This window comes from Nonomuraea aurantiaca (genome assembly GCF_020215705.1).
Classification (GTDB): Bacteria; Actinomycetota; Actinomycetes; order Streptosporangiales; family Streptosporangiaceae; genus Nonomuraea; species Nonomuraea aurantiaca.
Map to the genome: position 1 here is coordinate 21,938 of NZ_JAIWNB010000041.1, position 13,408 is coordinate 35,345.

Here is a 13,408-nt window from a genome sequence, read left to right on the forward strand (position 1 = left end):
CCGCCGTGCTGCTCCGCATCCTGCTCAAGGCCTACGAGCAACTCAGCTCGGAGACAAGAGAGGACAGCTGATTTGACCAACTTGGCGTTCTGGGGTCGATGCTCGACCGAGGATCGACAGGACCCAGATGCATCGCGCGCATGGCAGATCAGTCGCGCCAACGCCCTAATAGAGCCGCGCGGCGGCAGGATCGTCGCGGAGTTCTTCGATGTGGACAAGTCGCGATCGATCCCGCCGATGCGTCGACCCCAGGCCGCCTTGTTGCTCGCCGAATTGGCTAATCCCGACCGCAGCTTTTCGGCCGTCGTAGTAGGCGAGCCCCAGCGCGCCTTCTACGGCAACCAGTTCAGTCTCACCTTCCCCCTCTTCGAGCATTACGGGGTGGACCTGTGGGTGCCCGAGGTCGGCGGCCCCATCGATCCGGTGAACGAGGCCCACGAACTGATCATGTCGATGTTCGGTGGCATCAGTAAGGGCGAGCGAAACCGGATCAAGACCCGGGTCCGTACGGCTATGGCCGCTCAGGCGCAGGTGGAAGGCCGCTTTCTCGGAGGGCGCCCGCCATACGGTTACCGGCTCGCGGATGCAGGGCCCCATCCCAACCCGTCCAAGGCGGCCGACGGCAAACGGCTCCACAGGCTGGAGCCCGACCCGCTAACGGCACCGGTGGTCGGGCGGATCTTCGCCGAGTTCCTCGCGGGGAAGGGTCTGTTGGCCATCGCCGAAGGCCTGACTCGCGACGGAATCCTGTGTCCGTCGGCGTACGACCGGGCACGCAACTCTCATCGAAGCGGTGTCGCCTGGTCGAAGGGCGCTGTGCGCGCGATCCTGCTCAACCCTCGCTACATGGGGATGCAGGTGTGGAACCGCCAGCACAAGGACGAGATCCTCATCGACATCAACGACGTTGCGCTTGGACACACCACCAAGCTCCGATGGAACGACCAGGGGGATTGGATCTGGTCGGACAACGCCACTCATGAGGAGCTGGTAAGCGCCGAGGTCTACGAGCAGGCCCAGGCACTTCTGGTGGCGCCTGGAGGCGTTTCAGAAGGGCGCAAACCCCGCCGGACACCGCGTCCCTACGTCTTTAGAGGCCTGCTCTTCTGTGGTGTCTGTCAACGGCGGATGCAGGGAAGCTGGAACAACGGCAAGGCGCACTACCGCTGCACGTTTCCCAAAGAGTATGCCCAGGCCAACAGCGTCGAGCATCCGCGCTCGGTCTACGTGCGCGAGGAGCTGATCGTCGAGCCGCTCGATCGATGGCTGGCCTCTGCCTTCCATCCCGAACAGTTCCCCGTGACGATCCGAGCCATGGTCGACTCACAACTGGCGAATGACCATCGGCTGGCAGCGGTCGAGGCCGCCCGTCAAGCCGTCACTGACTGTGAGCGCAAGCTGGTGGGCTATCGCGCAGTTCTTGATGCCGGGACCGACCCGGTGGTCGTCGCCGGCTGGATCGCCGAGACAGAAGCCAAGCGAAAGGTCGAGCAGATGCGCCTGGACCAGGCGATCACCAAGGTTCCTAAAAGACTTACCGAAGAGGAGATCGCTGCCATGGCTACGAAGCTCGGCGACCTTCGGAAACTGCTGCACAGCGCTGATCCGCAGGACAAGGCTGATGTGTACGAGCAGCTCGGCCTGCATATGACCTACGACCCAGGCCAGAAAACAGTGATCGCCAGAGCTCAGCTCAGGCGATCATGTACCAAATTGTGTCCGAGGGGGGACTTGAACCCCCATGCCCCGCAAAGGGCACTAGCACCTCAAGCTAGCGCGTCTGCCTATTCCGCCACCCGGACTTGGTGCCTGCACGTGGGACCGTCATCCCGCGTCGGCTCCGTAAGGTTAGCAAACTCTGAGGGGTGCGTCATACCAGGATTCCGGAGGGAGGATGAGACGGCAATCCGTACCCGATCGAAGGAGGCCCCATGGCCGAGGACGAGGTCGTCGAGCTGTGCCGTGATCTGATCCGTATCGATTCGACCAACGCCGGCGACAACGCGGGGCCCGGGGAGCGGGCCGCGGCCGAGTATGTCGCGGAGAAGCTCGCCGAAGTAGGGCTCGAGGTGGCGATTCTGGAGAGCGACGATCGGCGGGCGAACGTCGTCGCGCGCATCGAGGGCACCGATCCGGGCCGTGACGCGCTGCTGCTGCACGGGCATCTCGATGTCGTGCCGTTCGACGCGGGCGACTGGCGGCATCATCCGCTCTCGGCGGAGGTGGCCGACGGGTGCGTCTGGGGGCGTGGGGCCGTCGACATGAAGGACATGGACGCGATGATCCTGGCGGTCGTGCGGCAGCGGCTCCGTGAAGGGCGGCGACCTGGGCGTGATGTGGTGCTCATGTTCACCGCCGATGAGGAGGCGGGCGGGGAGTATGGGGCGAAGTTCCTGGTCGAGGAGCACCCGGAGCTGTTCGAGGGGGTCACGGAGGCGATCGGGGAGGTCGGCGGGTTCAGCGTGTCGGTCGGGGAGGATCACCGGCTCTACCTGATCGAGGCCGCGGAGAAGGGCATGGCGTGGATGCGGGTGACCGCGAACGGCCGGGCCGGGCACGGGTCGATGCTCAACCTGGACAACGCCGTGACCGAGCTCGCCGACGCCGTGGCGCGCGTGGGGCGGCATGAGTGGCCGGTACGGCTGACGCCGACCATGAGCAGGTTCCTGGAGGAAATAGGCGGGGGCGATCCCGAGGCCGCGATCGCCAAGCTGGGACCGGTGGCCAGGATGCTGGGCGCGGGGCTGCGCAACACGGTCAATCCGACCATGCTGGAGGCTGGCTACAAGTCGAACGTGGTGCCGCAGACGGCCTCGGCGACGATCGACGGGCGGTTCCTGCCGGGGTTCGAGGAGGAGTTCTTCGCCACGGTCGACGAGTTGCTCGGGCCCAACGTCACGAGGGAGTTCGTGCAGCACCAGGTGGCGCTGGAGTTCGGTTTCGAGGGGCCGCTGGTGACGGCCATGGTGGAGGCGCTGCTGGCCGAGGACCCGGCTGGGCGCGCCGTGCCGTACACGATGTCTGGAGGGACGGACCTCAAGTCGTTCAGCAGGCTCGGCATCCGGGGCTACGGGTTCGCGCCACTCAAGTTGCCCGCGGACCTGGACTTCTCAGGGATGTTCCATGGGGTCGACGAGCGGGTGCCGGTGGATTCGCTCCGGTTTGGGGTGCGGGTGCTTGACCGCTTCCTGGATCACTGCTGAAAAACCCTTGCGGCAACCTTGAGTGATGCTACGGTTACGGATCGTTGAGGGGTGAGTCCACGGACCGGCCTCACAGTGTGAGGTCGGTCCTGGTGCTTCTGAAGGAGGGTTCACGTGGCACGCATGCCGGTGCGGTGGTGGCGGGCGATGCCCGCACTCGCTGCCCGGCGCGTGCCCGTGATCACCTTCGCGGAGGATGCGATCGCCGATCGGGCCGCCCGGATGGCGCGGTTCGCGGCCGGCGCCCGCCAGGTCATCGCACGAGTAGTCGCGGCCGGTGTCCTGCTGGCCGCGGGATGGCTGCTCGCCGTTCTCTTCGGACTGCTCTCCGCCGCTCCGGCGGCCGCGGATTCCACCGCGGCGACAGGCACGGCCACAGCAGCCGGCACCTCTCACACCGTCACCGGGTCCATCACGGACGGTTTCCCCACGGCTGACGGAAAGGTCTCGGCGTCGGACAATGCCGAGGCGATGGCGGGGCGGACGGTCGACGGGCTCAACAGCCAGTCCGATCCCGGCCTGCCGCCTGCTTCTCCTGCGACCGACATCCTGGACACCAATGGTCTGGTGCCCAACGGCGGTGGCAGCGGCCCGTTCGGGCCAAGCATGGGAGATATCGCGAGGTCCTTCTTCGACCCGCGTATCGAGGCTCGGCGCGCCCCCTTGGCGTCCGTGCTTCCTCCGGTCGTCCGCACAGCGGCGGATGACCCTTCTTTCTCACCTGACTGACCCCCGCCACAGGTTCCGATGAGTACGGCGGCGGAGCGCGGCTAGATCCCCTCCGCCAGCGGGTGACATGTCAGTCATCTTGGTTCGCGATTGCCCGAGGTCACCGCTGTGCGCGGCGCACTGCGACCTCGCATGCCCTCGGCTGCCCGCGAGCTGTCAGGTATCCCCCTATGAACCAAGTAGGAGCATTCATCATGCGTACGTGGGCGAAGGCTTCGGCCCCCGCGGCTCTTCTAGCTGTAGCCGTCATGTCCTTCGGCAGCGGCACCGCGCTGGCCGACACCTCCGGCGACTCTTCCGTCGGCGGCGGCAACCAGGTCAACCTGCCTGTCTCGCTGCCGATCGACATCAGCGGCAACTCCGCCGCCGTGCTGGGCAAGTCCCAGGCGAGCTCGCAGGGTGGCGCCACGGTCGTCAACACCGGCAAGGGCGGCACCTCCGACAAGACCTCCGGCGACGGGAGCGTCCTCGGCGGCAACCAGATCAACGCGCCGATCACCGCGCCGATCAACGCCTGTGGCAACGCCGTGTCCGTGATCGGCAGGTCCGACGCGGGCTGCAAGGGGGGCGCCACGGTCAAGAACGCCGGCAAGGGCGGCAGCTCCAACAAGACGTCCGGCAAGGGAAGCATCCTCGGCGGCAACCAGATTAACGCGCCGATCAACGTCCCGATCAACGCGTGCGGCAACGCCCTGTCCCTGATCGGCAGGTCCGACGCGGGCTGCAAGGGGGGCGCCACGGTCAAGAACGCCGGCAAGGGCGGGGCCGGTGGCAACCACACCTCGGGCAAGGGCTCCGTGCTCGGCGGCAACCAGGTGATCGCCCCGATCAGCGCGCCGATCAACATCTGCGGCAACGCGGTGGCTGTGGTCGGCAGGGCGTTCGCGGGCTGCAAGGGCGGCGCCACGGTCAAGAACGGTGGGCACACCCACTACCGGGGCGGTCACGGCTCGACGGGCAACGACACCGACGGGCGCTTCGGGGTCGGCAGCGGCAACCAGGTCATCGCACCGGTCAGCCTGCCCATCGTGGCCTGCGGCAACGCCGTCGGCAACGCGCACGCAGGCTGCAAGGGCGGCGCGTCGGTCAAGAACGCCGGCAAGGGTGGCGCGGGTGGCAACCGCACCTCGGGCAAGGGCTCCGTGCTCGGCGGCAACCAGGTGATCGCGCCGATCACCGCGCCGATCAACGTGTGCGGCAACGCGGTGGCCGTCATCGGCAAGGCGTTCGCGGGCTGCAAGGGGGGCGCCACGGTCAAGAACGCCGGCAAGGGTGGCGCGGGTGGCAACCGCACCTCGGGCAAGGGCTCCGTGCTCGGCGGCAACCAGGTGATCGCCCCGATCACCGCGCCGGTCAACGTCTGCGGCAACGCCGTGGCCGTGCTCGGACTGTCCGGCGCCCACTGCAAGGGCGGGGCCTCGGTCAAGAACGGCGGTTCGGGCGCGGGTGGCAACACCACGTCCGGCAGGGGCTCCGTGCTCGGCGGCAACCAGGTGATCGCGCCGATCACCGCGCCGGTCAACGTCTGCGGCAACGCCGTGGCGGTGCTCGGCGACGCCGCGGCCGGGTGCCTCGGCGGCTCGAGTGTCGGCAAGCCGGGACACGAGGGCTACCACCCCTACGGCCACAACAGCTACCACCAGGCCGCCGACACCAAGTCCGGCGGCGTGCTTCCCGCGCTTCCCCCGGTCCCGGTCCTGGGCGGTCTGCACGGCGTGGGCAACATCACCCCGATGCGCGGCGGCGGCTCACCCGAGCTGCCGGTCGTCGGCGACATGCCCCTGGTCGGTGACCTGCCCGAGCTGTTCGGCCTGCCCGAGCTGCCCGGTATGCCCGGCCAGCCCGCCATCCCCGCCAAGCACGTCACCCCGGCCAAGCACGTCAAGAACGGCAAGGCTCCGGTCATCCACGCCGCCCGCGCCGAGGACCCGCAGCAGTCGCCGCTGGCCCCGGCGACCTCGCTGATCGCCTCCACCCCCGTCGGTGGTGCGGTGAAGCTCGCGACCAGCAACCTGCCCACCGGCGACCTGGGCCTGATGAGCGCGGCTCAGCCCGCGGGCGTCACCGGGATGACCACCGGCTCGCTGTTCGCGCTGGTCCTGGGCGCGATGTTCGCCGCCTCGGCCACGCTGTTCGCGGCTACCCGCCGCTTCCGGCTCGGCCGGAAGTAATGACAAGAACGTCTACCGCTCACAGCCGGTGAGCGAGTAGCGAAAGACGCTTTGCCCGTTCCGGGGGCGCGGCCCGGGGCGGGCAAAGCCATGTCCGATCACAGGGTGCTACGGACGCGCATGACCTTGCGGCGCAGCCGTACATGACGGCTGCCGTCAGGATGCAGGCGCACGCGCGAGAGCTCCCACTGACCGTACTCCGCGTGTTCGGTGAGCAGCTGACGTGCTGCTTCGCGGGACAGATCGCGCGGAATGAAGATATCCATGTAGGAGTAGTCGAGCACAACGATTAGTCTCCAGGGTGAGTCAGGGCGCGATGCCGCTCGATGGGGCTTATTCTGCGTGCTTGTGGGTGCGTCCGGAAGCTAGTGGGTAGTCCCGGGGGAAGGAAAATTCCGCGAGTCGGGTTACCTTTCAGATCAGTGCCGGCTCCCGGCAGGGGGAATTGCAAGCGAACAGTGAGGTAGGAAGCAGCGTGCCAGCCAACAACGGCAGCACCGGTGGAACCCGCCGTCTGGTGATCGTCGAGTCGCCCGCCAAGGCGAAGACGATCAGGGACTACCTCGGTGCCGGCTACATGGTCGAGTCCAGCATTGGCCACATCCGCGATCTGCCGGAGCGGGCCGATGACATCCCCGAGAAGTACAAGGGGGAGGCATGGGCGCGCCTCGGGGTCAATGTCGAGCATGAGTTCGAGCCGCTGTATGTCGTCAACGCCGACAAGAGGTCGCAGGTCAGCAAGCTGAAGCAGCTGCTCAAGGATGCCGACGAACTCTACCTGGCCACTGACGAGGACCGCGAGGGCGAAGCCATCGCATGGCACCTGCGCGAGGTGCTCAAGCCCAAGGTGCCGGTGCACCGCATGGTCTTCCACGAGATCACCCCGCAGGCCATCCGCGACGCGGTGGCCAACCCGCGCGACCTGAACCTGCGCCTCGTCGACGCCCAGGAGACCAGGCGCATCCTCGACCGCCTCTATGGCTACGAGGTCAGCCCCGTCCTGTGGAAGAAGGTCAAGCCGCGGTTGTCGGCGGGCCGCGTGCAGTCGGTGGCGACCAGGCTGGTGGTGGAGCGCGAGCGGGAGCGCATGGCGTTCACGTCCGCCCATTACTGGGACCTGCAGGCGCTGTTCGACACGGGCAAGGCCGAGGAGCGTCCGCGTGACTTCACCGCGACGCTGACCTCGGTCGACGGCAAGCGGGTCGCCCAGGGGCGCGACTTCGCCACCACCGGCCTGCTGAAGACGAACGACGTGCTCCACCTGTCGGAGGCCGCCGCCGGCGAGCTGGCGGGCCGGCTCCAGGGTTCGTCGTTCGCCGTCAAGTCCGTCGAGCGCAAGCCGTACACCCGTAAGCCGTACGCTCCCTTCCGGACGACCACTTTGCAGCAGGAGGCGAGCCGGAAACTGGGCTTCTCCGCCAAGTACACGATGCAGGTGGCGCAGCGGCTCTACGAAAACGGCTTCATCACCTACATGCGTACCGACAGCATCACGCTGTCGGAGACGGCGGTGGCGGCCGCGCGCTCCCAAGCGATCAAGCTGTACGGCTCTGCGTACGTTCCCGACAAGCCGCGTGTTTACACCAGCAAGGTCAAGAGCGCGCAGGAGGCGCACGAGGCGATCCGGCCTTCCGGGGAGGAGTTCCGCACTCCCGGTGAGACCGGGCTGAACGGTGACCAGTTCCGCCTGTACGAGCTGATCTGGCAGCGGACCGTTTCCTCCCAGATGAAGGACGCGGTCGGCGAGTCCGTCACGGTCAAGGTGCGCGGCGCGTCCGCCACCGGCGAGGACGTCGAGTTCAGCGCCTCGGGCCGGACGATCACGTTCTACGGCTTCCTCAAGGCGTACGTCGAGGGCGCCGACGATCCGTCGACCGACCGCGACGACTCCGAGAAGCGGCTGCCGAACCTGACCGAGGGCGACGCGCTGAGCGTCTCGCGGCTCGACGTGGCCGGCCACTCGACCAAGCCGCCCGCCCGCTACACCGAGGCTTCGCTGGTCAAGGAGATGGAGGACCGGGAGATCGGGCGTCCTTCGACGTACGCCTCGATCATCGGCACGATCCTCGACCGTGGCTACGTATTCAAGAAGGGCACCGCGCTGGTGCCGTCCTTCCTGGCGTTCGCCGTGGTCAACCTGCTGGAGCAGCATTTCGGCAACCTGGTCGACTACGACTTCACCGCCGAGATGGAGAAGGTGCTCGACGACATCGCCAACGACCGGGCGGAGCGGGTGCCGGAGCTGCAGCGCTTCTACTACGGCGAGGACGGCGACGAGGGCCTGAAGGAGATGGTCACCGACCTCGGCGACATCGACGCCAAGGAGATCAGCTCCTTCCCGATCAGGGGCACCGACATCGTCATCAGGGTCGGGCGATACGGCCCCTACCTTGACAGAGGCGGCGCTCGGGTGAACGTGCCTGAGGACATGACGCCCGACGAGCTGACCGCCGAGAAGGCGGAGGAGCTCTTCTCGCGGCCCACCGGCGACCGCGAGATGGGGGTCGACCCGGTGACCGGCCACACGATCGTGGCCAAGGACGGGCGATTCGGGCCGTACGTCACCGAGATCCTGCCCACGCAGGAGGAGGAGACCCCGAAGCGGCGCACCAAGAAGGCCGACGCGGCGAAGCCGCGGACGAGCTCGCTGTTCAAGTCGATGTCGCTCGACACCGTGACGCTCGAGGACGCGCTCAAGCTGCTGTCGATCCCCCGGGTCGTCGGCGAGCTGGAGGGCGAGGAGGTCGTCGCGTACAACGGGAAGTTCGGCCCTTACCTGAAGAAGGCCGCAGAAACGCGCTCGCTGGCCGCGGAGGAGGAGCTGTTCACGGTCACGATCGAGCAGGCCAAGGAGCTGTTCTCCCAGCCCAAGCCGCGGGGCAGGGGCCGGGCGGCGGCCGCGCCGCCGCTGCGCGAGCTGGGTGAGGACCCCAACTCCAAGAAGCCCGTCGTGGTCAAGGAGGGGCGATTCGGTCCCTACGTGACCGATGGCGAGACGAACGCGTCGCTGCGCAAGGGCGACACGGTCGAGGAGATCACGATCGAGCGGGCGGCGGAACTGCTGGCCGAGCGGCGTGAGCGGGCTCCGGCGCCAAAGAAGACGACGACCAGGAAGGCGCCGGCCAAGAAGGCACCCGCGAAGAAGCCGGCGGCCAAGTCGTAAGTACCATTGCCGCGTGGTGGTCTTGGTCTTCGTGGGCTTGGTGTTAGCGGCGCACCTCTATCTGTGGCATCGGATGGTGCGCTCGACCACTCGACGCGGGCGGGTGCGCACGGGCCTGACCTGGGGGTTGGTAGGGCTTCTCCTACTGGTCGTCCTGACGTTCGCGGGGATGCGGCTGGAGATGTTCCAGTGGCTGGCGTGGCCGGGCTATCTGTGGATCGCGATCATGTTCTATCTGGTGATCGCTCTGGTCCTGCTGGAGATTCCCCGGTTGGTGGCGTGGTCAGCGCTGGTCCGGGGGCGGGCGGCTGTGTCGTCACCTGTAGCGGTGGCGCGGCCGGTGACTGTGCCCGCCTCCGACATTTCGGATATTTCGGGTTTTGGGCAGGTTTCGGGAGTGGAGCCGTCGCCGGGCGGCGACGCGATGAGCAGGCGGCTCTTCCTCGGACGGACCACCGCCGCCGTCGCGGGCGTGGGCGCGCTCGGCACGGTCGGGTACGGCATCAGCGTCGCGCTGGGTGATCCGGTGATCGAACCGGTCAAGGTCACGCTGCCCGGGCTCGACTCCAGGCTGAGCGGGCTGCGGTTCGCCGTGGTCAGCGACATCCACCTGGGGCCGCTCACGGGCAAGGCGCACACCGAGCGCATCGTGCGGATGATCAACGGTCTGCGGGCCGACGTGGTGGCGATCGTCGGTGACCTGGTCGACGGCTCCGTTGCCGAGCTGGGCCCGCTGGCCAGGCCGCTGCAGAGCCTCGAATCCCGCTATGGCGCCTATTTTGTGACGGGCAATCACGAGTACTACGCGAGAAACGGCCCCGGTGAGTGGATCGAGGAGCTGGACCGGCTCGGCGTTCGCTCGCTGCGGAACGAACGGGTGGAGATCCGGCACCAGGGCGGCGTGCTCGACCTGGCCGGGGTGAACGACCTCAACGGCGCCACCGCGAACGACGCGCCGGACTTCGACAAGGCGCTCGGCGGCCGCGATACGAGCCGCTCCACGGTCCTGCTGGCCCATCAGCCGGTTCAGGTCTCGCAGGCCGCGCGTTACGGCGTGGACCTGCAGCTGTCGGGGCACACGCATGGCGGGCAGCTCGCGCCGTTCAATCTCGTGGTGCCACTGCAGCAGCCGGTGGTGTCGGGGCTGGCGACGGTCGACGGGGTGCAGGTGTACGTGACGCGCGGCGCGGGGTTCTGGGGGCCGCCGGTCCGGGTGGGTGCACCGCCCGAGATCACGCTGCTTGAGCTGCGCTCCTGACTTTTGCGCTCCTGTGACTTTGCGCGATCTGCTGGTCACTCAAGCCGCAAGGGGGTAGTATCCAAGCGGATACGTTGGAGGTGGGATGATCTCTTCCGCGGTGGAGGGGGCGTTCGGCGATCTGCTGCCCGAGCGGGGCGAGGCGCCCGATGGGCCGACGCCCGACGTCACATTCTGGGCGGAGCGCGGCGGCCTGCTGCTCAAACAGGCCAGACACGCGGCCAACATGAACCAGAAGGCGCTGGCCGGCATGAGCGGCACGTCGCGGACGACGCTGTCGGCCTACGAGCACGGCCGGAAGTCGCCCACGCTCGAAACGGCCGGGCGCATCCTCGACGCCGCGGGGTTCCGGTTGGTGCTGGAGGCCAAGGTCGAGTTCACCACCTGTCAGGGGGCCGACGGCCGCCCGTTCCACGTGCCCAACCGGTTGCCGCGCCTGCCGGCGTTGCGGGCCCTGGCGACCGTCCATCTTGGCGGCAGGGCCTATGACCTGGCCGATCGCGGGGACCGCCGGGATGCCTACGCCATGCTGTTGCGGGCAGGGAGTCAGCGGGAGCTGCTCGAGCATCTCGACGGGCTGCTGCTGGTGGAGCTCTGGGATGAGCTGGTGCTGCCTGAGCCGGTGCGGGCCGGTTGGCAGTCGTTGGTGGAGCTCGCCCGGCCGTACAAAAGGGACTAGCGAGACAAGAGGGATCTGTCTGGTGTTTTCGGGGACCTATTCGAGCTGTGTATCATGCGCGACGGCCCGTATACGTAATACTCTCAGCGACGAGCAGGCGGGTATATCCGGCTCGTCTCCTGTCTTCCCATTTCCGGCGAGCACCTGGATACGCTGACATTATGACCGCCCGTGGCCGACGCCAACCGACACATGTGCTGGCTAACGCATCTTTCCGCCGGCTCTGGACGGCGATGTCGGTGTGCAGCCTCGGCGACTGGCTGAACATCCTGGCACTGACCGCCCTCGCCGGAAACCTGACCCAGGGCGACTACCGCACGCAGTCCCTGGCGGTCGGCGGTGTCTTCATCGCCAAGATGCTGCCCGCCGTCCTGCTCGGACCACTCGCGGGAGCGTTCGCCGACCGCTTCGACCGGCGGGTGACGATGTTCACCTCTGACCTGGCCCGGTTCGCCGTGGTGCTGTCGATCCCGCTGGTCGGCAGCTATCAATGGATCATCGTCGCGACGATCCTGGTCGAGTGCGTCAACCTGTTCTGGGTCCCGGCCAAGGACGCCACCGTCCCCAACCTGGTGCCGAAGGATCAGCTCGAATCGGCCAACCAGCTCAACCTGCTGGTCACCTACGGCAGCGCGCCGATCGCCGCGATCCTGTTCGCGGCGCTGTCCGTGGTGGGCGACGTGCTGAAGAACGCCGTGCCGTTCCTGTCCGGCATGGACCCGACCGGGCCGGCGCTGGTCGTCAACGCCTGCGCCTACCTGGTGTCCGCGTTCCTGATCTTCACGCTGCGCGGCATCCCCAAGCGTGACGGCGCCATCTCCACCCCGTCGGTGCTCAAGCAGATCGTCGAGGGCTGGCGGTTCGTGGGCGGCGACCGGCTGGTGCGCGGTCTGATCATCGGCATGCTGGGGGCGTTCGCGGCGGGCGGCGCGGTCGTGGGCGTCGCGAAGATCTACGTGAGCGCGCTCGGCGGCGGCGACGCGGCCTACGGAGTGGTGTTCGCCGCGGTCTTCGTCGGCATGGCGCTGGGCATGTTCTTCGGCCTCCGGCTGCTGCGCGAGCTGTCGCGGCGCCGGTTGTTCGGTCTGGCGATCATCGTGGCGGGCGTGGTGCTGGTCGCGATCGCGATCATCCACAACCTGGTGATCGTGGTCATGCTGACCGTGCTGCTCGGGGCATGCGCGGGCATCGCGTGGATCATCGGCTACACACTCATCGGCCTCGAGGTCGAGGACTCGATGCGGGGACGGACGTTCTCGTTCCTGCAGTCGACCGCGCGGGTCACCCTGCTGTTCGTGGTGGCCGTGGCCAACCCGCTGGCCGCGCTCGTCGGCGCGCACCCGCTGAGGGTGGGCGACGTGATCTACCAGTTCGACGGCTCCAACCTGGTGCTGGTGGTCGGTGGCGTGCTCGCGACGGTCGTCGGCCTGCTGGCGCTGCGCCACATGGACGACAGGAAGGGCGTCTCGCTCTCCGAGGACCTGATCGCGGCGGTGCGCGGCGAGCGGCCGAAGTCGGAGACGGCGGAGCAGGTGCCGGGGCTGTTCGTGGCGTTCGAGGGCGGTGAGGGGTCGGGTAAGACGACCCAGTCGCGACTGCTCGCCATCTGGCTGCGCGACCAGGGCTTCGACGTCGTACAGACTCGTGAGCCCGGCTCGACCAAGGTCGGCATGAGGCTGCGCGCGATCCTCCTCGACGCGGCCGAACGCGGGCTGTCGGCGCGCGCCGAGGCGCTGCTGTACGCCGCCGACCGGGCCGAACACGTCGAGAAGGTCATCAGACCGGCCCTCTACCGCGGCTCGCTGGTGATCTCCGACCGCTACGTGGACTCGTCGCTGGCCTACCAGGGCGCGGGGCGGGCGCTCGACCCCGAGGACGTCTCCAAGGTCAACGCCTGGGCCACGGGTGGGCTGGTGCCGCATCTCACGGTGCTGATCGACACGCCGCCCCAGGTGGGGCTGACCAGGCTGGGCGGCGCGGCGGACCGGATCGAGGCCGAGCCGCTGGAGTTCCACGAGCGGGTACGCAAGGAATTCCGCACGCTGGCCGCCGCCGATCCCGACCGCTACCTGGTGGTCGACGGGATGCTGCCGCCCGAGCAGATCACCCGGCTGATCCAGGACCGGGTGCACGAGCTCCTGCCCGATCCGGTGCCCCAGGAGTCCGAGGACATCACGGGCACGATGCCCGCCATCCGCGACTAGC

General features: G+C 67.9%; 9 protein-coding genes, 1 tRNA gene and 1 pseudogene. 8 read left to right on the plus strand and 3 right to left on the minus strand.

All coding sequences use genetic code 11. The annotated features are described in order from the left end of the window. Positions 1-81: 81 nt before the first annotated feature. Positions 82-1,233: pseudogene (locus LDL49_RS59545) on the plus strand (recombinase family protein); the annotation flags it as partial. Between the two features lie 90 nt (positions 1,234-1,323). Here LDL49_RS59545 and LDL49_RS50640 read toward each other — a convergent pair. Further along, entirely contained in the window at positions 1,324-1,647 is a 324-nt protein-coding gene (locus LDL49_RS50640) for a hypothetical protein (RefSeq protein WP_225302132.1), read from the minus strand. A gap of 69 nt (positions 1,648-1,716) precedes the next feature. Further along, positions 1,717-1,802: transfer RNA gene (locus LDL49_RS50645), tRNA-Leu, on the minus strand. Between the two features lie 129 nt (positions 1,803-1,931). On the opposite strand from LDL49_RS50645, the gene LDL49_RS50650 reads away from it, so the two are divergent. The 3 genes from LDL49_RS50650 to LDL49_RS50660 all read left to right on the plus strand — a co-directional run bounded on the left by LDL49_RS50650 (position 1,932) and on the right by LDL49_RS50660 (position 6,103). Beyond that, positions 1,932-3,203, plus strand: a complete 1,272-nt coding sequence (locus LDL49_RS50650) for a M20/M25/M40 family metallo-hydrolase (RefSeq protein ID WP_225302133.1) — start codon at positions 1,932-1,934, stop codon at positions 3,201-3,203. Between the two features lie 123 nt (positions 3,204-3,326). After that, complete coding sequence (locus LDL49_RS50655) at positions 3,327-3,932, plus strand: hypothetical protein (protein ID WP_225302158.1); 606 nt, start codon at positions 3,327-3,329, stop codon at positions 3,930-3,932. A gap of 194 nt (positions 3,933-4,126) precedes the next feature. Then, positions 4,127-6,103: a chaplin family protein gene (locus tag LDL49_RS50660; protein WP_225302134.1), complete on the plus strand. Its 1,977-nt coding sequence runs from the start codon at positions 4,127-4,129 to the stop codon at positions 6,101-6,103. Between the two features lie 98 nt (positions 6,104-6,201). On the opposite strand, the gene LDL49_RS50665 is transcribed toward LDL49_RS50660, so the two are convergent. After that, entirely contained in the window at positions 6,202-6,387 is a 186-nt protein-coding gene (locus tag LDL49_RS50665; RefSeq protein ID WP_175590066.1) for a DUF5703 family protein, read from the minus strand. Positions 6,388-6,578: 191 nt separating this feature from the next. Between LDL49_RS50665 and topA the strand changes: the two genes are divergently transcribed. The 4 genes from topA to tmk all read left to right on the plus strand — a co-directional run bounded on the left by topA (position 6,579) and on the right by tmk (position 13,407). Beyond that, complete coding sequence (gene topA / locus LDL49_RS50670; protein ID WP_225302135.1) at positions 6,579-9,266, plus strand: type I DNA topoisomerase; 2,688 nt, start codon at positions 6,579-6,581, stop codon at positions 9,264-9,266. A gap of 13 nt (positions 9,267-9,279) precedes the next feature. Then, complete coding sequence (locus LDL49_RS50675; RefSeq protein ID WP_225302136.1) at positions 9,280-10,524, plus strand: metallophosphoesterase; 1,245 nt, start codon at positions 9,280-9,282, stop codon at positions 10,522-10,524. Between the two features lie 85 nt (positions 10,525-10,609). After that, positions 10,610-11,203: a helix-turn-helix transcriptional regulator gene (locus tag LDL49_RS50680; protein ID WP_225302137.1), complete on the plus strand. Its 594-nt coding sequence runs from the start codon at positions 10,610-10,612 to the stop codon at positions 11,201-11,203. Between the two features lie 161 nt (positions 11,204-11,364). After that, positions 11,365-13,407: a dTMP kinase gene (gene tmk / locus LDL49_RS50685; RefSeq protein ID WP_225302138.1), complete on the plus strand. Its 2,043-nt coding sequence runs from the start codon at positions 11,365-11,367 to the stop codon at positions 13,405-13,407. Position 13,408: the final 1 nt, after the last annotated feature.

Bases quoted from the DNA above. Each gene is read 5' to 3' on its own strand.
- tmk (WP_225302138.1), top strand. From the start codon at position 11,365: ATGACCGCCCGTGGCCGACGCCAACCGACACATGTGCTGGCTAACGCA.
- LDL49_RS50680 (WP_225302137.1), top strand. From the start codon at position 10,610: ATGATCTCTTCCGCGGTGGAGGGGGCGTTCGGCGATCTGCTGCCCGAG.
- LDL49_RS50655 (WP_225302158.1), top strand. From the start codon at position 3,327: ATGCCGGTGCGGTGGTGGCGGGCGATGCCCGCACTCGCTGCCCGGCGC.
- LDL49_RS50640 (WP_225302132.1), bottom strand. From the start codon at position 1,647: ATGCAGGCCGAGCTGCTCGTACACATCAGCCTTGTCCTGCGGATCAGC.
- LDL49_RS50660 (WP_225302134.1), top strand. From the start codon at position 4,127: ATGCGTACGTGGGCGAAGGCTTCGGCCCCCGCGGCTCTTCTAGCTGTA.
- LDL49_RS50650 (WP_225302133.1), top strand. From the start codon at position 1,932: ATGGCCGAGGACGAGGTCGTCGAGCTGTGCCGTGATCTGATCCGTATC.